14 protein-coding genes are annotated in these 22240 nt (G+C 43.1%); 8 read left to right on the forward strand and 6 right to left on the reverse strand.

The window, feature by feature from the left end:
• Window position 1: 1 nt before the first annotated feature.
• The 3 genes from K6V30_RS08900 (at window position 2) to K6V30_RS08910 (ending at window position 4156) form a co-directional block, all read left to right on the forward strand.
• Window positions 2-1135 (forward strand): glycoside hydrolase family 130 protein, encoded by a 1134-nt coding sequence (locus K6V30_RS08900; RefSeq protein WP_010536683.1) that lies wholly within the window; start codon window positions 2-4, stop codon window positions 1133-1135.
• 6 nt (window positions 1136-1141) lie between these two features.
• Window positions 1142-2680 (forward strand): family 43 glycosylhydrolase, encoded by a 1539-nt coding sequence (locus K6V30_RS08905; protein ID WP_055268593.1) that lies wholly within the window; start codon window positions 1142-1144, stop codon window positions 2678-2680.
• 93 nt (window positions 2681-2773) lie between these two features.
• A complete protein-coding gene (locus K6V30_RS08910) occupies window positions 2774-4156 on the forward strand; it encodes an SGNH/GDSL hydrolase family protein (RefSeq protein ID WP_055268594.1) in 1383 nt (460 codons plus the stop codon).
• Window positions 4157-4245: 89 nt separating this feature from the next.
• On the opposite strand, the gene K6V30_RS08915 is transcribed toward K6V30_RS08910, so the two are convergent.
• The 3 genes from K6V30_RS08915 to dxs all read right to left on the reverse strand — a co-directional run bounded on the left by K6V30_RS08915 (window position 4246) and on the right by dxs (window position 9082).
• On the reverse strand, window positions 4246-5697 hold the full coding sequence (locus K6V30_RS08915; protein ID WP_081030735.1) for a TrkH family potassium uptake protein: 1452 nt from the start codon (window positions 5695-5697) through the stop codon (window positions 4246-4248).
• A gap of 98 nt (window positions 5698-5795) precedes the next feature.
• Window positions 5796-7136, reverse strand: a complete 1341-nt coding sequence (gene trkA, locus K6V30_RS08925; protein ID WP_010536687.1) for a Trk system potassium transporter TrkA — start codon at window positions 7134-7136, stop codon at window positions 5796-5798.
• Between the two features lie 2 nt (window positions 7137-7138).
• Complete coding sequence (gene dxs, locus K6V30_RS08930) at window positions 7139-9082, reverse strand: 1-deoxy-D-xylulose-5-phosphate synthase (protein WP_055268595.1); 1944 nt, start codon at window positions 9080-9082, stop codon at window positions 7139-7141.
• Window positions 9083-9601: 519 nt separating this feature from the next.
• Between dxs and K6V30_RS08935 the strand changes: the two genes are divergently transcribed.
• The 5 genes from K6V30_RS08935 to K6V30_RS08955 all read left to right on the forward strand — a co-directional run bounded on the left by K6V30_RS08935 (window position 9602) and on the right by K6V30_RS08955 (window position 17712).
• On the forward strand, window positions 9602-10591 hold the full coding sequence (locus tag K6V30_RS08935) for a GSCFA domain-containing protein (protein ID WP_055268596.1): 990 nt from the start codon (window positions 9602-9604) through the stop codon (window positions 10589-10591).
• Window positions 10567-13056 (forward strand): bifunctional UDP-N-acetylmuramoyl-tripeptide:D-alanyl-D-alanine ligase/alanine racemase, encoded by a 2490-nt coding sequence (locus K6V30_RS08940; RefSeq protein ID WP_055268597.1) that lies wholly within the window; start codon window positions 10567-10569, stop codon window positions 13054-13056. Before K6V30_RS08935 ends, K6V30_RS08940 begins: the two co-directional genes overlap by 25 nt.
• Window positions 13057-13201: 145 nt before the next feature.
• Complete coding sequence (locus K6V30_RS08945; protein WP_008760985.1) at window positions 13202-13423, forward strand: Sec-independent protein translocase subunit TatA/TatB; 222 nt, start codon at window positions 13202-13204, stop codon at window positions 13421-13423.
• Window positions 13424-13429: 6 nt separating this feature from the next.
• A complete protein-coding gene (gene tatC / locus K6V30_RS08950) occupies window positions 13430-14257 on the forward strand; it encodes a twin-arginine translocase subunit TatC (protein ID WP_010536691.1) in 828 nt (275 codons plus the stop codon).
• An 83-nt stretch (window positions 14258-14340) separates the two neighbouring features.
• A complete protein-coding gene (locus tag K6V30_RS08955; protein WP_070101290.1) occupies window positions 14341-17712 on the forward strand; it encodes an AAA domain-containing protein in 3372 nt (1123 codons plus the stop codon).
• A 370-nt stretch (window positions 17713-18082) separates the two neighbouring features.
• Here K6V30_RS08955 and K6V30_RS08960 read toward each other — a convergent pair whose 3' ends face one another.
• The 3 genes from K6V30_RS08960 to K6V30_RS08970 all read right to left on the reverse strand — a co-directional run bounded on the left by K6V30_RS08960 (window position 18083) and on the right by K6V30_RS08970 (window position 22210).
• Window positions 18083-19600, reverse strand: a complete 1518-nt coding sequence (locus K6V30_RS08960) for an MFS transporter (RefSeq protein WP_029425304.1) — start codon at window positions 19598-19600, stop codon at window positions 18083-18085.
• A 258-nt stretch (window positions 19601-19858) separates the two neighbouring features.
• Window positions 19859-20779, reverse strand: coding sequence for a 5-dehydro-4-deoxy-D-glucuronate isomerase (gene kduI, locus K6V30_RS08965; protein WP_055268599.1), 921 nt, complete (start codon window positions 20777-20779; stop codon window positions 19859-19861).
• A 33-nt stretch (window positions 20780-20812) separates the two neighbouring features.
• The gene (locus tag K6V30_RS08970) at window positions 20813-22210 is read right to left on the reverse strand and encodes a PTS galactitol transporter subunit IIC (RefSeq protein ID WP_010536695.1); all 1398 of its coding nucleotides are present in this window, start codon (window positions 22208-22210) and stop codon (window positions 20813-20815) included.
• Window positions 22211-22240 lie beyond the last annotated feature (30 nt).

Genomic DNA, 22240 nt, shown 5'->3' on the forward strand with positions numbered 1-22240 from the left:
CATGAAAAGAAAATTTCAACATATAGCTTATTTATTGATGGTTGCAGCAGTGATTACTTCCTGTGGAGAGAAGAAGCAAACATCTGAATTTCCCGATTGGGCATGGGCGGATTTTCAACGCCCGGAAGGTATTAACCCAATTGTTTCTCCTGATACCACTACTGTTTTTTATTGCCCAATGAGACAGGATTCGGTAGCATGGGAATCTAGTGATACTTTTAATCCGGCTGCTACAATTTATGATGGTAAAGTGGTTGTGCTTTACCGGGCAGAAGATAATTCGGCGGTAGGAATTGGTTCACGCACTTCTCGCTTAGGGTATGCTTATTCTGATGATGGTTTGCATTTTAACCGGATGACTGTTCCTGTATTTTATCCGGCAGATGATAACCAGAAAGAATTGGAATGGCCAGGGGGGTGTGAAGATCCGCGAGTTGCTGTGACAGAGGATGGCCTTTATGTAATGCTTTATACACAATGGAATCGTAAGCAGGCCCGTCTTGCCGTAGCTACTTCTCGTGATCTTCAGATATGGGAAAAATATGGTCCGGCTTTTGCAAAAGCATATGGCGGACGTTTTTTTGATGAATTTTCCAAATCAGCTTCTATTGTCACAAAATTGGTAGATGGCAAACAAGTGATTGCTAAAATTGATGGAAAATATTGGATGTATTGGGGAGAAAAATTTGTAAACGTAGCTACTTCCACGGATTTGATTAATTGGGAACCAATGCTTGATGAAAAAGGAGACTTTCTGAAAGTAATTACTCCTCGTGAAGGTAAATTTGATAGTGACCTGACAGAGTGTGGTCCACCTGCAATCATGACTGATAAAGGTATTTTATTGCTTTATAATGGTAAGAATAAGTCAGGTGCAGAGGGGGATACATTGTATACTGCTAATTCTTATTGTGCCGGGCAAGCATTATTTGATGCTAAAGATCCGACTAAATTGATTGACCAATTGGATAAACCATTCTATATTCCGGAATCAGATTTTGAGAAGAGCGGACAATATCCCGCGGGAACAGTATTTATAGAAGGTTTAGTATTCCATAATCAGAAATGGTACTTATATTATGGTTGTGCAGATTCACGTGTAGCAGTTGCTGTGTATGATTCTTTTAAGAAATAAAATGCAATGAAAAAGATAGGACTCTTTTTGTTTGGTATTTGTTTTGTATTGCAAATGGTGGCACAAGAACACAACTACTTCACAAATCCTGTTATTCGGGGAGATGTACCCGATCCTTCCGTCATTCGGGTTGAAGATACATATTATGCTACGGGTACCTCTTCGGAATGGGCACCTTTTTATCCAATGTTTACCTCCAAGGATCTGGTAAACTGGAAACAGGTAGGGCATGTTTTTACCAAGCAACCGTCCTGGACTTCTAATTCATTTTGGGCACCAGAATTGTTTTATCATAATAATAAAGTTTATTGTTATTATACCGCCCGCCAAAAAAGTACTGGAATATCATATATTGGAGTAGCTACGTCTGATTCTCCTTTACATGAATTTACCGATCATGGTCCGATTGTAGAGTATGGAAAGGAAGCTATCGATGCATTTATTTATGATGATAACGGGCAATTGTATATCAGTTGGAAAGCTTATGGTTTGGATACGCGTCCGATAGAATTGTTAGGATGTAAACTGTCCGCTGATGGTTTGCATTTGGATGGTGAACCTTTTACTCTTTTAGTAGATGAAAAGGGAATCGGTATGGAAGGACAGTACCATTTTAAAAAAGGCGACTACTATTATATAGTATACGCTGCCCATGGATGTTGTGGTCCTTCTAGTGACTATGATGTATATGTAGCACGTGCAAGGAATTATGGTGGACCTTATGAAAAATATTCTGGAAACCCCATTCTTCATGGCGGAGAAGGAGATTATAAATCATGTGGTCATGGTACTGTGGTGAGAACATCTGATGGTCGTATGTTTTATATGTGTCACGCTTATTTGAAGGGAGATGGTTTCTTTATCGGGCGTCAACCGATTTTGCAAGAAATGGAAATGACGGATGATCATTGGGTGCGTTTCCAGACTGGGAATTTGGCTATAGCTGAACAGCCTGTACCTTTTGTCGGTACAAAGCAAGAGCCTCTTTCGGATTTTGAAGATAATTTTAAGGGGAATCAATTGAAAGTTGATTGGACGTGGAATTATCCTTATTCAGATATACACGCTGTGCTAAAGAAAGGAAAGTTATTTTTATCCGGTACTCCAAAGAATAACAATAAATATGGTACAGCATTATGTTTACGTCCTCAATCTCCACAGTATAGCTGTGAGACGAAAGTAATAAACACAGGCAAAGGACTGAAAGGATTGACCTTGTATGGCGATGATAAAAACCTGATTGCTTGGGGAATTGAAGGAGATAAACTTATTTTGAAAGTGGTGAAAGACGATATTGAGTCAGTACTTTATGATTCAGCTTTTGCAAGTAAAGAGATATATTTGAAATTGGAAGTTGAACAGGGGTGTATATTCCACTTTTATAAAAGTCTGGATGGAAAAACATGGCAATCTGTGCAGAATACCCCTTTCAAGGGTAAATCCTTGATTCGTTGGGATAGAGTGCAGCGTCCGGGATTACTACATTATGGAGATAAGGATGTACCGGCAGAGTTTTCTTATTTTAAAATGAAGAATTTAAAATAAAAAGAAAGTAGATGGTGATAAAATTTTTAGTTTATACTATTAAATTATCCCTCATAGTAGATTAACAGTATTTGTAAAATATAGATTGATAAAATGAAAAAGTTTTTAGTATTAGTTGCAGCAGTTTGCATGGCGTATACTACTGCGTTTGCTCAGACTGTGAAACCTTTTAAGGAAGGTGACAGAGCTGTGTTTTTAGGAAATAGTATTACGGATGGTGGTCGTTACCATTCATTTATCTGGTTGTATTACATGACCCGTTTCCCGAATATGCCTATTCGCATATTCAATGGAGGTATCGGAGGTGATACAGCGTATGATATGAATAAACGTTTGGATGGCGACATTTTTAGCAAAAATCCTACTGTATTGATGGTAACTTTCGGTATGAATGATTCCGGTTATTATGAATATAATGGTGATAATGCGAAAGAATTTGGTGAACAGAAGTATCAGGAAAGCATCAAAAACTTCCAGCAGATGGAAAAACGCTTCAAGGAGTTGCCACATACTCGTATTGTAATGACGGGAACTTCTCCTTATGACGAAACTGCGCAAATAAAGGACAATACGGTCTTTAAGAAAAAAAATGAGACTATTAAGAGAATCATAGAATATCAAAGAGAATCTGCTGCAAGAAATGGTTGGGAATTCACAGATTGGAATGCACCTATGGTAGCTATAAATCAGGAACTTCAACAAAAAGATCCTAGTTTTACTCTTTGTGGTAACGATCGTATCCATCCGGACAATGACGGTCATATGGTGATGGCTTATCTTTTCCTGAAAGCACAAGGTTTTGCTGGTAAAGATGTGGCCAACATGGAAATCAATGCGAATAAGAAACAAGCAGTGAAGGCAGAAGGTTGTACCATCTCGAATATAAAGAAGATAGGCAAAGATATTAGTTTTGATTATCTGGCAGAGGCATTGCCTTATCCTTTGGATACTATTGCACGTGGTTGGGGATCTAAGAAGAGTCAGGCAGAAGTTATAAAAGAAGTTCCTTTTATGGAAGAAATGAACACAGAATTGCTGAAAGTTACCGGTTTGAAGGGGCAATATAAACTGTTGATTGACAATCAGGAAATAGGAACCTGGGATGCTGCTGATTTGGCAAAGGGTATAAACTTGGCTGCAGAATCTAAAACTCCACAATACCAGCAGGCATTAGCTATCATGCATCTCAATGAGTACCGTTGGGAACTTGAAAGAACATTTAGAGAATATGCGTGGTGCCAGTTTGGTTTCTTCCAACAAAAAGGTTTATTGTTTGCTAATGACAGAAAGGCTATTGAAGTGATGGATGAAAATGTAGAGAAGAACATGTGGTTGAAGGGACGTCGAGATCTTTATTCAAAGATGATGTTTAAAGAGATTCGTGATGCACGTGAACAAGAGATGGATGTTCTGGTTTCCAAGATTTACGAAATCAACAAACCAGTAGTAAGAAAGATTATTCTGAGAAAGATATAATATTGGTTTTAGATAAGTTAGTAAAGGTTTGAATTGGTGTATTGTGGTGCCGGCTAATAGTCGGCACCTTTTTTATATATGATGTTCAATTAATTCTTTTTCCAAAAGTCGGAACTGAACAGCAGCAATACCGTAAATAGCTCCAGACGTCCGAGAAGCATCAGAAAGGAGAGTAGCCATTTGGCTGCATCAGGCAATTCACTCCACGAGAAGGCTGGGCCACACGTGCCGAGTCCCGGTCCCATGTTACCGATGCTTGATATGACTGTTCCGATTGATTCAAGGAATCCTACTCCGAATCCCATCATAATAAGTATGCTGACAATAGCGATAACTGCATATAAGAATGTGAAAGCCAGTACGGTGGACTGGATAGAAGGGGAGATAACCTGTTTATTCACTCGTACGGGTAATACAGCATTGGGGTGCAGAATATGTTTAAACTCATTCTTGGCAACCTTGAAGAGAATGACCATGCGGATACATTTGATACCGCCTGTCGTACTACCTGCACAAGCCCCTATTATCATAACGATAAGAAGACAGCCCCAAAGAATAGAAGGCCAGAGCATATAGTCAGCAGTAGCAAAACCGGTGGAAGTCTGCAGTGATATAACTTGAAACAGAGACTTTCGGAATGCCTCTTCTGCTCCCATCGAACTGGTCTGATAAAGCCAGACAGCAATGAAAATTGTGAAAAAAGCAACAGATATGAAATAGAACTTCAGTTCGGCATCATGAATGAACTTCTTTATTTTTCCGTTGAACATCAACAATAATAAAGTGAAATTGACTCCCGATAGAAACATGAAAATAGATATCACATAATCTATGTAAGGCGAGTGATAATATTCAATGCTTGTTTGTTTAGTAGAGAATCCGCCAGTACTGGTAGTAGTAAAAGCATGGCAGATGCTGTCGAAAAGCCCCATCCCTCCAAATACCAGTAAGATAATCAGTGTTCCGGTCATTCCGGCATAGATTCCCCAGATCCATTTGGCAGTAACTCCGATACGTGGGTGTACTTTGTCGTGAGTAGGACCGCTGGCTTCGGCTGCAAATACCTGGATACCTCCCATACCAAAAATCGGAAGAACAGCAATCGTAAAGAACACAATTCCCAAACCACCTATCCATTGTGTCATTGCCCGCCAGAAGAGGATGCCGTGAGGCATTGATTCTATATTGTTCATGATGGTGGCACCTGTACTGCTAAATCCGGACATAGTCTCGAAGAAGGCATCAGTAACATTTGGAATATAACCACCTATATAATAAGGCAACATTCCAAAAAGAGAGAATGTGATCCAGGCTACACTGACAATAACATATCCGTCGCGGCGGTTGAGTGATTTCTCAGCCCCTCTTCCGATAGCGAGCATAATCACCCCTACGAAGGCTGTGATAGCTGATGAAAGCAGGAAACTATTTAAGTCGTCTTCCTTATAGAATAGTGAAACGCCACCACAACACATTAACATAGCTGTTTCTATCAGTAACAGAAACCCCATGATGCGATATATCATCTTCGAATTAATCATAAACAGTCTGTTTTAGGTATTAAGTATTATGCGCCAAGTATAAGCGGCTACGGTTAGTACCTAATACTTAATACCTGATACTTAACACCTAATACTTGCTAATTAAAGAACTTTTCAATTTTCTTGATCATCATACTCAGACAGAATACAACAACATGATCTCCGGGACGAATCAGCGTATCTCCCGTTACGAGCACTCCTTCGCCATTACGGATCATTCCTCCGATGGTCGTTCCTTTAGGCAATCCCAAGTCCTTGATTAAATTTCTGGTAATCTTTGCTCCGGCGGGCACGGTAAACTCTGCTACATCGGCATTGGCGAATGTCAGACACTTCACATTGGATACATCGGCATCCAGCATCATCTGATAAATATGGCTGGCAGCAATCATCTTTTTATTGATGACGGTGCCGATATCAAGGCTTTCTGCCATGCCGATATAATCGATGTTCTCTACTTCCGCTACCGTCTTTTCCACTCCCATTCGTTTGGCGGCGAGGCAGGCGAGGATATTCGTTTCCGAATTGTCCGTTAAAGCGACAAATGCTTCGGTATTTTTTAATCCTTCTTCGATGAGAAGGTCCATGTCCCGGCCATCCCCGTTGATTATCATTGTTTTATCGTCCAATAATTCAGTCAGTCGGTTGCAGCGGTTGATATCATTATCTACGATTTTCACTTGCATATAATCCGGCACGTACTGGGCGGTACGGACAGCAATACGGCTTCCGCCCATGATCATAACGTTGCGTACATCGGCATAGTCCTCTTTACCGGCTATTTTTCGGATATAAGGAATATATTTTCGTGTAGTAGTGAAATAAACAATATCATGTAGTTTGATAACATCATCTCCGCGTGGAATGATGGTTTCCGTACCTCGTTTGATGGCTACCACGTGGTAGGGAATATCGGGTGCACCCAGTTCATGAAGAGGAATATTCAATATTTCTGCTTTTTCGCGCATCTTGGTACCGATCAGTATCAAGGCACCTCCACAGAACTCCCACCATTGACGTACCCAGCTCATGCGCATGGAAGATACGATTTCCTTGGCAGCCAGCATTTCCGGATAAATCAGCGAATGTACACCCAACTTTTGGAAAAATTCCTTGTTTTTGGGTAGAAGATATTCGTAATTGTCGATGCGGGCGACCGTCTTTTTAGCTCCCAAATTCGTGGCTAGCATACAGGCAGTCATATTCTGGCTTTCGTTGGGAGTGACTGCGATGAACAAATCCGCCTCTTTCACACCTACCTCTTTCAGTCCCGAGATGGAAGAAGGAGAAGCTGTGACTGTCAGCAAATCGAAGTTGGCGCTAAGAGCACTTAGTTTTTCTTCGTCATCGTCCATCAGGATAATGTCCTGTTTTTCCCGTGACAATAATTTAGCCAGGTGGGTGCCTACATTGCCGGCACCTGCGATAATAATCTTCATTTTCAGTTCGTTAATTCTTTTATTTTGCTCATGCTGGGCAGAAGCTCACATTGTTTCAGCAGTTCCTTTGTTATACTGTCTTCATCCATTCCGCAGAGCTGATATAGCTCGGGTATCGTACCGTGTTGCACGAATTTATCCGGAATTCCGATGCGTTTGATGGTCGGGGTATATGCATGGTCGGCCATAAATTCGAGTACGGCACTTCCCATTCCTCCCTGAATCGTTCCGTCTTCTATGGTGACGATGTGACGGAATTTTCGGCCTGCTTCATGCAGCAGTTCCTCATCCAGTGGTTTGAGGAATCTCAGGTCATAGTGGGCGATGCTTTTTCCTGATTCTGCTTCGGCACGGGCGATGGCATTGGCTGCTTTATTTCCGATAGGACCTATGCTGATGACAGCCACATCCTTTCCATCTTTCAATTTTCGTCCTTTGCCTACGGGAATTTCTTCGAGCGGGCATTTCCAGTCGACCAACACACCGCGGCCACGTGGGTAGCGGAGTACGAACGGACCTTTGTCCGGCAGCTGTGCCGTGTACATCAGTCGCCGTAATTCATGCTCATCCATGGGGGAGGCGATGGTCAGATTAGGTATCGGGCGCAGATAAGCCATGTCGAACGCACCATGATGCGTCGGACCATCTTCTCCTACCAGGCCCGCACGGTCGAGGCAGAGAACTACAGGAAGGTTCTGAATAGCTACATCATGGATAATATTGTCATAAGCCCGTTGCATAAACGATGAATAGATGTTGCAGAAGGGGAGCAAACCATCCTTCGCCATTCCTCCGGAGAAAGTGACGGCGTGGCCTTCGGCAATACCTACGTCGAAAGCCCGTTTAGGCATCTTAGACATAAGAATGTTCATCGAACAACCGGAAGGCATGGCGGGTGTTACACCTACAATTTTCGGATTCGATTCTGCCAATTCCACTAATGTATTTCCGAAGACGTCTTGAAACAGGGGAGGCATTCCTTCCGTATTAGCTATAAAACGTTCTCCGGTGATAGGGTCGAATTTGCCGGGAGCGTGCCATTCGGTAGCGTGTTTTTCGGCAGGGGCGAATCCTTTTCCTTTAATCGTGTGGAGATGCAGTATTTTGGGACCTTTCAAGTCTTTAATGTCGCGCAATACTCGTGAAAGATTCTTTATGTCGTGTCCGTCGATAGGACCGAAGTAGCGGATGTTCATCCCTTCGAATATATTCTGTTGTTGGGCAGCCATTGATTTCAGACTATTGCCGAAACGGATAAGTGCTTTGCGGCGTTCGTCGTTCAGGATACCGAGCTTGAATAGCAGTCGGGAAGCCTTGAAACGCAGTTGGTTGTAGCGGTTCGAAGTTGTCAGGTTGAACAGGTATTGTTTCATTCCACCGACACTACGGTCAATGGCCATATCATTATCATTCAGTATGATAAGCAGGTTGTTCGGGGTAGTTGAAGAATTGTTCAGTCCCTCAAAAGCCAGTCCTCCACTCATCGAACCATCTCCGATAATGGCTATCACATGGCGTTGGTCGTCTCCCTTTCTGGCAGCGGCAACAGCCATGCCGAGGGCGGCAGAGATGGAATTAGAAGCGTGTCCGCAGGTGAAGGTATCGTATTCGCTCTCTTCAGGAGAAGGGAAAGGACGAATGCCTCCCAGTTTCCGGTTAGTGGAAAATGCTTCACGCCGTCCTGTGAGAATTTTGTGGCCGTATGCCTGATGTCCTACGTCCCATACAATACGGTCATAAGGTGTATTGTAGACGTAGTGCAGGGCTACAGTCAGTTCCACAGTACCGAGGCTGGCAGCGAAGTGCCCCGGGTTACAGGAGAGTTCTTTAATAATGTCTTGCCTTAATTCATCGCATACTTCCGGCAGTTGGTCTACTTCCAGACGGCGCAGATCATCAGGGCTATTGATTGAGTTTAGCAAGTTATATATCGGTTCATTCTTCATGATTCGAGAAAATTTGGTGCAAAAATACGAAAAAGAAAGCGGAAGCCCTTTCTTTTTGCTTAAATTCTTATTGTTAAAGCTAAGCTGTCGGAAGGAATCCCGTCGTTCACAGCTTTTTAAACCGGCTTGTTCGTATGAAGTATGTGGACTTAACTTGTTTATCCTTTATAGCAAACTTCTACTTCGCAGGAAGATAAGTTATTTTCCTCCCATTCCAAAGTCTAATTGCAAGCTTTGTTTTTGTAATTGCAAGTTTTGATTATATAAACGCAAGCTTCGTTTTTATAATTGCAAGTTGCGTTTATAGATTTCTAACGGGTGAAGACACTTTTTCCTTAAGTCGAGTGATTCTTTTCCTTGCATGGAAGGTAACTTTCCAATTAATGGCTGACGTCGTAGCAAAGTGGCTTTAGGGTGTTTGAGTAGAGAATATCATTATTTGTGTGCTGAAGATAAAATGGAATATCTTATCTTTGTCGTACTTTTGCTCTATAGAAACAATCGAAAGAAGGAGAATATATGGATTTTCAAACAAAGGTAGAACTGCCGACGGGTTCACCGCTTATCAGTCATTCAGAACGGATTCTTCTGATGGGCTCTTGTTTTGCTGAAAACATAGGCTCGCTGTTGGCTGAAAATAAGTTCCGTGTTGACATGAACCCTTTCGGGATTCTCTATAATCCGCTGTCTGTCTCTGCCGCTTTAGTGGAGATATTGAAGGGAAAGGTATATCAGGAGAAAGATTTATTCCTGTATAAGGAGTGCTGGCATAGTCCGATGCATCATGGTTCATTTTCCGCGTCATCTCCGGAGGGAGTTCTTCAAAAGATAAACGCTCGCCTGTCGCAGGCTCACCGTTCTGTTCATGAGCTCGACTGGCTGATGCTGACTTTCGGTACTGCTTACGTGTACGAGCAGAAAGAAACAAGGCAAGTAGTCTCTAATTGTCATAAACTGTCGGAAAGTCACTTCAACCGTCGGATTCTTTCAGTCGATGAGATCGTGAACGAGTATACCTCGCTTATTACCAGTATCGTTGCACGTAACTCCGGCTTGAAGATCTTATTCACGGTTAGCCCTATCCGGCATATACGAGACGGGATGCATGCTAACCAGTTGAGTAAATCGACGCTGTTGCTTGCAATCGACCGCCTGCAACAACGGTTTCCGGAACATGTATTCTATTTCCCTTCTTATGAGATTGTGTTGGATGAACTCCGTGATTATCGTTTCTATGCCGATGATATGCTCCATCCGTCACCGATGACTGTCCGTTATCTGTGGGAACGTTTTTCGGAAACCTTCTTCTCTGCTGAAACAAAGCAGCTGATTACTGCCGTAGAAGATATATCCAGAGACTTGTCACACAAGCCTTTTCATCCGGAGTCGGAAGCGTATCAACGCTTTTTAGGACAAATAGTGTTAAAAATCGAACGACTTAACGGAAAATACCCGTACTTAGACTTTCAAAAAGAAAAAGAACTATGTCATATACGATTGAATCCATAGCCGAATATATCGGTGCACGCCGTGTAGGAGAGTGCGAAGCGACGATTGATTGGCTACTTACAGATAGCCGCTCTTTGAGTTTTCCGGAAGAAACCCTGTTTTTTGCTCTAACCACCAAACGTAATAATGGTGCACGTTACATCCCCGAACTGTATGACCGGGGAGTGCGTAATTTTGTGGTGACGGAAAAGGACTTTAAAAGAATGGAGAGCGGAGAGTGGAAATTGGAAGGTGATCTTAACTTTTTAATTGTAGCGAATCCATTGAAGGCTTTGCAAAAACTGGCCGAGGCCCATCGGGAGAATTTTAAGATTCCGGTAATCGGCATCACGGGTAGTAATGGAAAGACCATTGTGAAAGAGTGGTTGCATCAATTATTAAGCCCGGACCGCTGCATTGTCCGTTCGCCCCGTAGTTACAACTCGCAGATCGGTGTTCCCTTGTCTGTCTGGCAACTGAATGAAGAAGCCGAACTGGGTATCTTCGAAGCCGGCATCTCCGAAATGGGAGAGATGGGAGCATTGAAGCGGATGATTAAACCGACTATCGGTATTCTGACCAATATAGGTGGTGCCCATCAGGAGAATTTCTTTTCATTGCAAGAGAAATGTATGGAGAAACTCACCCTCTTTAAAGATTGTGATGTAGTGATCTATAATGGAGATAACGAGCTGATCAGTAATTGCGTGGCAAAGTCGATGTTGACAGCACGTGAAATAGCCTGGAGTTGCAAGGATATAGAACGCCCGCTTTATATCAGTAAAGTGACCAAAAAAGAAGACCATACGGTGATCGCTTACCGCTATCTGGATATGGATAACATCTTCTGCATCCCTTTTATAGACGATGCTTCCATCGAGAATGCGTTGAACTGTCTGGCAGCTTGTCTTTATCTGATGACACCTGCTGACCAGATAACCGAACGAATGGCACGGCTCGAACCGATCGCCATGCGTCTGGAAGTAAAAGAAGGTAAAAATAATTGTGTTCTGATTAACGACAGCTACAATTCAGATCTGGCTTCCTTAGATATAGCGCTTGATTTTCTGGTACGCCGTTCCGAGAAGAAAGGGTTTAAACGAACACTCATCTTATCGGATATTCTCGAGACAGGACAGAATACAGCTACGCTTTACCGTCGGGTGGCACAGCTGATTCAGAGTCGGGGCATTAACAAACTGATTGGTGTAGGAGCGGAGATTTCTTCGTGTGCCGCCCGCTTTGAAGGTACGCCCGAACGATATTTCTTTCCGGATACGGACGCGTTGCTGAGATCAGGTCTTTTCAAATCCCTGCATTCGGAAGTTATCCTGATAAAAGGCTCCCGTGTGTTTAACTTTGATCTGGTGTCGGAAGAACTGGAACTGAAAGTGCATGAAACGATTCTGGAAGTCAATTTGGGCGCGATGATTGCCAATTTGAATCATTATCGTTCCATGCTCCGTCATCCGGAGACAAAAATAATCTGCATGGTGAAAGCTGCAGCTTACGGAGCCGGTTCATACGAGATAGCCAAAACGTTGCAGGAGCACCATGTCGACTACCTTGCTGTAGCTGTCGCCGATGAAGGTTCCGAACTTCGTAAAGCAGGTATCACTTCTTCTATTATCATCATGGACCCGGAGCTGACATCGTTCAAAACGATGTTTGATTATAAACTCGAACCGGAAGTATATAATTTCCATTTGCTCGACGCGCTGATTAAAGCAGCAGAAAAAGAAGGAATAACCAACTTCCCGATTCATGTGAAACTGGATACGGGTATGCATCGTCTAGGATTTTCCATTGATGAAATTCCCTTGTTGATTCGCCGTTTGAAAAGTCAGAATGCAGTTATTCCCCGGTCGGTGTTCTCTCATTTTGTGGGAAGTGATTCGGCGCAGTTCGACTTCTTTACCCGTCAACAGATTGAGCTGTTCGAGAAAGGTTCTCAGGAATTGCAGGAAGCCTTCTCTCACAAGATTCTGCGTCATATCTGCAATACTGCCGGCATTGAACGTTTCCCCGGTGCACAGTTTGATATGGTACGCCTGGGAATAGGACTTTATGGAGTAAGTCCGATCGACAATTCGATTATCAATAATGTAAGTACGCTGAAAACGACAATCCTTCAGATTCGGGATGTACCCGAAGAAGATACGGTAGGTTATAGCCGGATGGGGCATCTGGCACGCCCTTCCCGCATTGCAGCTATTCCTATCGGTTACGCCGATGGCTTGAATCGTCATCTGGGACGTGGCAATGCCTATTGTCTGGTGAATGGCAAGAAAGCCCCTTATGTCGGAAACATCTGTATGGATGTCTGTATGATTGATGTGACAGATATCGATTGCAGAGAAGGCGACAAGGCTATCATTTTTGGTGATGACCTGCCGATAACCACTCTTTCGGATAAACTGGATACTATTCCTTACGAAGTGCTGACCAGTATTTCGAACCGGGTAAAACGAGTCTACTTTCTTTAATGGATAATGGACAATGGATTGGATAATGAATAAAAAACGAGTTGCACAATCATCTGCATAGCAAATTATCCATTATCCATTGTCCATTATCCATTAAAATAATTATCTTTGCACCAACTAATAAACCTCTATAATAAATAAACATATGACAAACTTATTATTATTAGGCTTTTTGCCTAGTGGCTCTGAATGGATCATTATTGCTCTTGTTATTCTTCTCCTTTTTGGTGGTAAGAAAATCCCCGAATTGATGCGTGGATTAGGAAAAGGAGTAAAGAGCTTTAAAGATGGCGTGAACGAGGCAAAAGAAGAAATCAATAAGGCAAAAGACGAAATCGACGCACCGGCAGATTCAGCTAAGAAATAATAAGCAATGGCAGAAATGACCTTCTGGGATCATTTGGATGAGTTGCGTCGGGTACTTTTTCGTGTTATCGGGGTATGGTTTGTATTGGCAATCGGCTATTTCATAGCGATGCCCTATTTGTTCGACCATATAATACTGGCGCCTTGCCATAATGATTTTGTATTTTACGACTTACTACGCTATATCGGTCAGAAATTCGATTTGACTGATGAATTCTTTACGCAGGAGTTTAAGGTGACGCTTGTCAATATCAATTTGGCAGCTCCTTTCTTTATACATATGTCGACAGCCTTCTGGATGTCGGTAGTGACAGCTATGCCTTATATCTTCTTTGAGGTCTGGCGTTTTATCAATCCGGCCCTTTATCCGAATGAACGGAAAGGAGTGAGGAAAGCATTGACCATAGGAACCGGTATGTTCTTTATCGGTGTGCTTATGGGGTACTTTATGGTATATCCGTTGACGCTCCGTTTCCTTTCTACCTATCAGTTGAGTTCGGAAGTCGAGAATATTCTGTCGCTCAATTCGTATATCGATAACTTTATGATGCTGATTCTCTGTATGGGGTTGGCTTTTGAACTTCCTTTGGTGACTTGGTTGTTGTCTTTGCTGGGAGTAGTCAATAAGTCTTTCCTGCGCAAATATCGCCGTCATGCAGTTGTCATCATCGTAATCGCTGCGGCTATTATCACTCCGACTGGCGACCCGTTCACACTGAGTGTGGTAGCTATCCCGCTTTATCTGCTTTATGAAATGAGTATTCTGATGATAAAGGATAAGAAAGAGGTGCCTGAATTGGAAGAAGAAGAGGAAGAAGGCGTGGCAAAAGTCTGATAAACCTAATTATTTATCGTTCGTTGTTCTACATCTGAAGAAGATATTCTTCAGATGTAATTTTTATCATGTACCTTTGTCGTATGGAAAATGAAGGAAGAGAATCTTATGAAATCCTTTTAGCTGTTTGTAAAGCAGATCATTTGCAACTGACAGTCGGTTACAAACAGATGCGCGATTTGCTCGAAAGGCTTTGTCGCTTACATATGCACAATGGGATTTTGCAGATGACCGATCTTTCCGCACGAATTAGTTTTGTAGCGGCTAAAGTGGGGCTTTCTGCGGCAGAACAGAACAGGCTACATACCTTCCGGCTGACTTCCAATGCGATTCTGAACCGACAGCAGGAACCTACCCATGAACATCTTCTGCGGGATGCGAAGACATTGGCTTTCTTCATCCGTAAACTTTTTGAGGAAGATATTCCACAGGAACTGTATCAGCTGCTTCCCCGAACGGATGCCACTTATATCGTGGCTCCTCCGGCACACAAGCGCGTCCAGCGGATGCGTGTCTGTTTTCAGTATTCCGATGAGCAGTATCTGTATGTGACCCCTTTGGATGAAATAGCGGATGAACCGTTGCGCGTTCGTTATAATATTCCTCAGATAAATGAAGAATTTGCGGAGACTTGCCGGTTACTTTGGCGTCATGCACAACTCAACTTGCTGGATGTCTCTGTTGACGAAGCTGGCTTTCTCACCCCTTCGTTCATTGTCCTTGAACCGGACTACCTGATTGATATCAGTTCATTGGCAGAATGTTATCGGGATTATGGACATCATCCGGCAAACTATTTCCTTTCCCGCCTACAGCCGATAGAGAATGCACGTCCATTACTTTTAGGAAATATAGCCAACCTTTTCCTCGATGAGTGGATACATGCAGAGGGAGAGGTCGACTATCTGAAATGTATGCGGAAAGCTTTCCGCCGTTATCCTATTGAGCTGGCGGCTTGTGCCGATCTGCGTGACCGGGAGAAGGAGCGGCAGTTCTTTGATGACTGCAAACTTCATTTCGATCATATTCGTGAGACGGTGAATGACACCTTTCATGCAGCCGGCTATGAACTGGATAAAACGGATGCCGTGCTCGAACCTTCTTATATATGCGAAGCACTCGGTCTGCAAGGACGACTCGACTATATGCAACGCGATATGTCTTCCTTCATCGAAATGAAATCGGGTAAAGCTGACGAATATGCGATTCGTGGAAAAATAGAGCCGAAAGAGAATAATAAAGTGCAGATGTTGCTTTATCAGGCTGTTCTGCAATACTCAATGGGGATGGATCACCGGAAGGTGAAAGCCTATCTGCTCTATACCCGCTATCCATTGCTCTATCCTTCCCGTCCTTCGTGGGCAATGGTCCGTCGGGTGATCGATTTGCGCAACCGGATTGTGGCGGACGAATATGGTGTCCAGTTGCGGAACAGTCTTGAATACACGGCACAGAAGCTGGAAGAAATCAAGGCTTCCGTATTAAATGAGCGAGGGCTGTCCGGACGTTTCTGGGAAACGTATCTGCGCCCTTCCATTGATAACTTTCAAGAGAAACTGAGTTCTCTTTCTTCTTTGGAAAAAAGCTATTTCTATGCCCTCTATAATTTTATAACAAAGGAGCTTTATACATCCAAATCCGGTGATGTGGATTATGAAGGGCGTACAGGAGCAGCTTCTCTATGGCTTTCCACTTTAGCGGAGAAATGTGAATCGGGAGAGATTATCTATGATTTAAGAATTAAAGAGAATCACGCGGCTGATGAGCATAAAGCCCATTTACTGCTGGTACCGTCGGCACCTCCGGGAATGCCGGCAGAAGATGCGTCAAACGTTCTTCCCAACTTTCGTCAAGGTGATGCTATCGTACTTTATGAACGGAATTCGGATGCGGACAACGTTACTAATAAGATGGTATTTAAAGGGAATATCGACTTTCTGAATGAGAATGAAATCTGTATCCGCCTTCGTGCTACACAGCAGAACTCTTCAGTTCTTCCGTCTGATAGTCTTTACGCTATCGAACACGATGCGATGGATACTACTTTCCGCAGCATGTATCAAGGGCTCTATGCTTTTATGTCTGCTACCAAAGAACGTCGTGACTTGCTGCTTTCTCAGCGGGAACCACAGTTTGATGAGACATTGAATGCGCAGATAGCCGAAGCTGCTAATGATTTTCTCCGTATTGCCTTGAAAGCCAAAGCTGCAAAAGATTACTTCCTGTTGGTAGGCCCCCCGGGAACCGGTAAAACATCCTGTGCACTGAAAAAGATGGTTGAAACCTTTTACGAGGATGAAAATGCACAGATTTTATTGCTTTCGTATACCAACCGTGCGGTTGATGAAATTTGCAAAGCCCTTTCCTCCATTCGTCCGGAAGTCGATTTTATTCGTGTAGGAAGCGAACTTTCGTGCGACGAGAGCTATCGGGGGCATCTGATAGAAAATGAACTGGCTGCCTGTATGCGTCGTAGCGAGGTTTACGAACGTATCAACCGCTGTCGTATATTGGTAGGTACAGTAGCGTCTATCTCCGCCAAACCGGAACTTTTCAGATTGAAACATTTCAATGTGGCTATTGTCGATGAGGCTACTCAGATACTGGAACCGCAGCTACTGGGCATTCTTTGTGCCCGGGGAGAAAATGGGAAAGATGCTGTTGACAAATTTATTCTGATAGGCGATCATAAACAACTTCCTGCCGTCGTCTTGCAGAATTCTGAACAATCGGAAATTTATGATGAATCCCTGTCCGCTATCGGGTTGAAGAACCTGAAGGATTCTTTGTTTGAAAGACTGTATCGTACAGTCCGCCAGCATACTGATGCCCATCATCTTTACGATATGCTTTGCCGTCAGGGGCGTATGCATCCTAAAGTTGCTCTGTTTGCAAACCGTGCTTTCTATGAAGGCCGCCTGCTGCCTGTCGGGCTTCCGCATCAACTGGAAGACTCCGAACATATCGACCGACTGGTTTTCTACCCTTCGCAACCCGAACCGATGGGATCTTCCGCAAAGACAAACCGTTCGGAAGCACAGATAGCCGCCCGTTTGGCTGCAGATGTATATAAAGAACATTCAGAGACCTTTGATGCTTCCCGTACATTGGGAATCATTACTCCCTATCGCAGTCAGATCGCTTTAATCAAGAAAGAAATAGAGGCTCTTGACATCCCTGCACTGAATCAGATATTGATCGATACCGTAGAACGCTTTCAGGGAAGTGAGCGGGATGTGATTATTTATTCATTCTGTGTGAACTATCCGTATCAACTGAAATTCCTTTCTAATCTGACAGAAGAAGATGGAATTCTGATTGACCGGAAATTGAACGTCGCCCTGACGCGTGCAAGAAAACAAATGCTTCTGACAGGTGTGCCGGCTTTGCTTGAGCGTAATCCACTCTATAAAAGTTTATTAAAATTAATAGAGAGCCTTCGGATTATTGCGTAATTTTTGCAGTCGTTAATTTTTATTCTCTCTTTATGCAATTCATTAACACCTATTTGTTGAACAAACCCCTATCTTTGCAATACGTTTTTTTCATAGAGATTTAGATTTAAGGTTAGAAGAATTGTGGAAGTCGTGAGACTTCCCTTTTTTTCATCTTAACGTTTACTATCCTTCATTGTTTGAATGCACAATATGTTTTGTAAAATAGGCAGAATGGCTATGAAGAATAAGTAAACCTAAAAAGCCTTCTTCGTGAGAAGAGGCTTTTTTGTTTTTGAGCTTTTTTGAATAAATAATTGGTTAATAAAAACAGGAGGACAAACTTGTATGAGTCGTCCTCCTGTTTTTATTCTATATTATTATATTGGGATTAATCCAATACGATAGGTTTGTACTTAGGTACCAGTGCTTTCATGATTACCCAACCGATCAGGTAAGCAACTGCACATACGCAGAAGATGACGAAGTATCCGGCTGGTTTGCCTTCGAAGCCCATGAATGTCATGGCAGGATGTACAAATTGTGCTCCTTGTTCCAGCAGATCTTTTGTCATTTCCACTTCTTTACCGTCCAGCATCGTTGTTCCGGAAGCGTATACGAATAGGTTACCTGCTACTTTCTGTAGAATCATGGAGCCGATACCGCCGGCCATACCGCCAATACCTGTGATACTTGCAATCGCTGTTCTGGGGAACATATCACCGACAGTAGAGAAGATATTAGCTGACCAGGACTGGTGAGCTGCTCCCCCGATACCAATAAGGATAACAGGGAACCAGGGAGAGAATGTTCCCAAAGGCTGTGCCAGCAGTACTACTAGCGGGAAGAATGCGAAAATCAGCATCGCTTTCATACGCGCTGCATAAGGATTCATACCAGTCTTGTTGATAAAGATAGTAGGAAGCTTACCACCGTAGATTGATAACATGGTGATTGCGTAAAGTGTGAAGATCAGTCCCATTCCCAGAGGATCAGATGTTTTGATGCCAAATTGAGAATTCAGGTAAGACGGAGTCCAGAACAGGAAGAACCACCATACCCCGTCAGTCATGAATTTGCCAAAGACAAATGCCCAAGTCTGTTTGTAACTGAAACATTGCCAGAATCTCATCTTTTTCTCGTCTTTTTCTTCAGTCTTCGGACCGGCACCGGCTTCATTCTGGTCTTGTTCGATATATTCAAGCTCGGCTTTGTTTACGTATTTGCTCTTTGAAGGAGCATCATACATAAATACCCAGAACCCCATCCAGATAAAGCCGAGTCCACCAATAACGATAAATGCCATTTCCCAACCAAAAGCCTTAGCAAGGATAGGAATTGTCAACGGAGCGATCAAAGCACCGATAGAAGCACCGGCGTTAAAGATAGAAGTAGCGTAGGCACGGTCCTTCTTAGGGAAGTACTCGGCAGTTACTTTAATAGCAGCGGGGAAGTTACCGGCCTCTCCGAGAGCAAGTATACAGCGTGCAGCCAGGAAACAATACATACTGACAGTAGCGATTGTCACAACAACGTCTCCGGTAGCTCCGGCCAGTTCGGCAGCACTGTGAAGTCCTACCTGAGCTTCTGTAACAACACCGCAAACGGCGTGAAGGCAGGCACCGGCAGACCATACACCAATAGCCCAAAGGAATCCTTTCTTCGTTCCCATCCAGTCCACAAAGCGACCGGCAAACAACATACATATTGCGTAAACAATAGAAAATACGGAAGTGATAGTACCGTAGTGCGATTCATCCCAGTGAAATTCCGGTTTGATAAATTCATCCCAGGTCAGCGAAAGTACCTGGCGGTCGAGATAGTTAACTGTAGTAGCAAAAAATAGCATCGCACAGATCGTCCATCTGTAGTTTGTCATTTTTTCGCCTGTTTTTTGAAATGCATTCATGATAATGGATTTAAATAGATTTTGATTTGCTGACAAAGGTCGGTATTTCAGCTGATTTTTTTTTGTAATAATTGGTCAAAATCATGTATAATTCGTTGCATTATACATATAATTTGTACATAGTAATGTATTATCGTAACATTTGGTCTCTTTGGGGGAAGAATATGACAAATCCGGAAAGCTTCATCCTTTTCCTGTTTTGAGGAAAGGATGAAGCTTTTCGGATCACTTGATATGTGTTAAAAAACTGCGCAATGATTAGCGCATTTCTGTATATTTGATCTTATCCATGTCGCCATAGTCAAGATTTTCACCAGCCATACCCCAGATAAACATATAGTTGCTTGTTCCGGCAGCTGCGTGGATAGACCATTCCGGTGACATGATAGCTTGTTCATTCTGCATCCATACGATACGTTCTTCCTGAGGTTCGCCCATGAAGTGGCAGATAGAATTGCCTTCCGGTACGTTGAAGTAGAAATATGCTTCTACGCGGCGAGTGTGAGTATGTGCCGGCATGGTGTTCCATACACTGCCCGGTTTCAGTTCTGTCAATCCCATTTGCAGTTGGCAAGGACCTTCTTCAAGTACATTATTAACAATCAGCTGGTTGATAACGCGGTCGTTACTTTCTTCCATCTTTCCTGCAGGGAATGAATTAGCTTTCAGAGAACCTTTACGACCGTCGATGGTGATCAGCTGAGTTTTGTATTCTTTGTGAGCGGTAGCTGAGTTGATGTAGAATTTAGCAGGTTTGCTGGAGTCTTTGCTCTTGAAAGTCACTTTCTGCTTGCCTCTTCCTACATACAATGCATCTTTGAAATTCAGTGTATATTCTTTGCCGTCAACAGTTACGATACCTTCGCCACCAATGTTGATAACACCCAGCTCGCGGCGTTCCAGGAAAAATTTAGCTTTCAGAGGATCAATTGTTTCCAGTACCAGTTCTTTTGTTACAGGTACGGCACCCCCAAAGATGAGGCGGTCATACATAGAATAAGTAACATTGATTTCGTTAGGAACCATTACCTTTTCCATCAGGAAGCTGCTACGCAGGCGGTTTGTATCATACGTTTTCACGTCTTGCGGATTGCAAGCCACTTGCATCTTGTAATTTACCTGGGCAGAAGCAGACATAGCTGCGATACCCAACATCATTGCAATTGCTAATTTTTTCATGTTTCGAATCTTTATTTTGGATTATATGATTACTTAATTGTTTACTGCATCTTTTGCATCATTTCTTGTCATACGGATACGGTTGTAGATTGCCATGCCCAATGCAAGTACTACAAGTATGGCAGGACCGATAATCTTCAGACTGTAAGTCAGGTGGAAGATACCCCAGCAGAAGAGGCTGGAAGCGAAGTCGAGCGCTCCGCCTTCAAAGCCGGCGGGGATATTTACCGTAGGGTCACCTGTAGCGGCATATACGTCTTTGGCAGCCATTGTGAAGAATCCGGCCAGTTCTGTAACGAAGTACAGACCTACGATCAATGCTACCAGTCCGATGATGAATGATTTCACTACATTGCCTTTGGTGATAGGCAGAATCATCGGGAATAAGTAGAACATACCCGCCAAAGAGGCCAGAGGCAAGAAACGGTTGCCCGGAAGAATGACTGCAAGGAAAATAGTAACAGGGATCAAAAGCAGAGATACAACCAGGGTTGTCGGATGTCCAATAACCAGTGCAGGACTCATACCAATGCTCAAACCTGTATTATTCTTATATTTTTTAGCGATCAGTTCGCGGGTAGCATCGGAGATCGGTTTCAAACCCTCGATGAAAAGGCTGGTAATACGTGGAATCAATTCCATTACTGCTCCCATTTTAATACCCAGTCCAAGGATACCCGGAATACTGTCCAAAACTTCTTTCCAGCTGGCACAGCCCAAAGCTCCGATACCGCAACCAATTACGATACCCAAAAACAGCGGTTCGCCCATCAGGCCGAATTTCTTTTTCATTCCTTCAGAGTCAATATTCAGTTTGTCGAATCCCGGAATTTTATCTAAAAGTTTGTTGATAACAATAGCAAACGGAACAAAGCTCTGGCAGAAAGGTTGCGGGATAGAGATACCGTCCATCTTATCATAGAACTTCTGGAAGGCAGGGGCAGTCATATCTGCCATTACCAACGTTATAATATAGCAAATGATAGCAGCGAAAAATCCCCAGAAAATACTATCGGAAGCGAAGTATACGATAGCTCCGATAAATGCGAAATGCCAGTAGTTCCAGAGGTCAATATTTACAGTACGGGTGGTTTTGGTCAGTAGCATCAACAGGTTGACTCCCAGACAGACAGGGATGATGAAGGCTCCGACTGAGGTGTTATAGGCTACCGCTGCCGCAGAAGGCCATCCCATGTCGAAAATACCTAGCTCCAATCCGTAGATTTCTACCATTTTACTTAAAGCCGGACCAAGACTACTGGTCAACAGGGCTGTGACTACAGATAAACCAACGAAACCGACTCCCACCAATAAGCCACTTTTAAGTGCTTTAGGGAGTTTAATACCGATACATACTCCTAAGATTGTGAAAATGATCGGCATCATCACTGCCGCTCCCAGACCGATAATGTACTTGAATACTTCTTCCATTCTGTTCTATTTTTTCTCTGTTTTTAATGA

Source organism: Bacteroides faecis, from assembly GCF_020091505.1.
Lineage (GTDB): Bacteria > Bacteroidota > Bacteroidia > Bacteroidales > Bacteroidaceae > Bacteroides > Bacteroides faecis.

Coding starts and splice junctions, on each gene's coding strand:
- K6V30_RS08900 (WP_010536683.1), top strand. CDS start 2: ATGAAAAGAAAATTTCAACATATAGCTTATTTATTGATGGTTGCAGCA.
- K6V30_RS08905 (WP_055268593.1), top strand. CDS start 1,142: ATGAAAAAGATAGGACTCTTTTTGTTTGGTATTTGTTTTGTATTGCAA.
- K6V30_RS08910 (WP_055268594.1), top strand. CDS start 2,774: ATGAAAAAGTTTTTAGTATTAGTTGCAGCAGTTTGCATGGCGTATACT.
- K6V30_RS08915 (WP_081030735.1), bottom strand. CDS start 5,697: ATGATTAATTCGAAGATGATATATCGCATCATGGGGTTTCTGTTACTG.
- trkA (WP_010536687.1), bottom strand. CDS start 7,136: ATGAAGATTATTATCGCAGGTGCCGGCAATGTAGGCACCCACCTGGCT.
- dxs (WP_055268595.1), bottom strand. CDS start 9,082: ATGAAGAATGAACCGATATATAACTTGCTAAACTCAATCAATAGCCCT.
- K6V30_RS08935 (WP_055268596.1), top strand. CDS start 9,602: ATGGATTTTCAAACAAAGGTAGAACTGCCGACGGGTTCACCGCTTATC.
- K6V30_RS08940 (WP_055268597.1), top strand. CDS start 10,567: ATGTCATATACGATTGAATCCATAGCCGAATATATCGGTGCACGCCGT.
- K6V30_RS08945 (WP_008760985.1), top strand. CDS start 13,202: ATGACAAACTTATTATTATTAGGCTTTTTGCCTAGTGGCTCTGAATGG.
- tatC (WP_010536691.1), top strand. CDS start 13,430: ATGGCAGAAATGACCTTCTGGGATCATTTGGATGAGTTGCGTCGGGTA.
- K6V30_RS08955 (WP_070101290.1), top strand. CDS start 14,341: ATGGAAAATGAAGGAAGAGAATCTTATGAAATCCTTTTAGCTGTTTGT.
- K6V30_RS08960 (WP_029425304.1), bottom strand. CDS start 19,600: ATGAATGCATTTCAAAAAACAGGCGAAAAAATGACAAACTACAGATGG.
- kduI (WP_055268599.1), bottom strand. CDS start 20,779: ATGAAAAAATTAGCAATTGCAATGATGTTGGGTATCGCAGCTATGTCT.
- K6V30_RS08970 (WP_010536695.1), bottom strand. CDS start 22,210: ATGGAAGAAGTATTCAAGTACATTATCGGTCTGGGAGCGGCAGTGATG.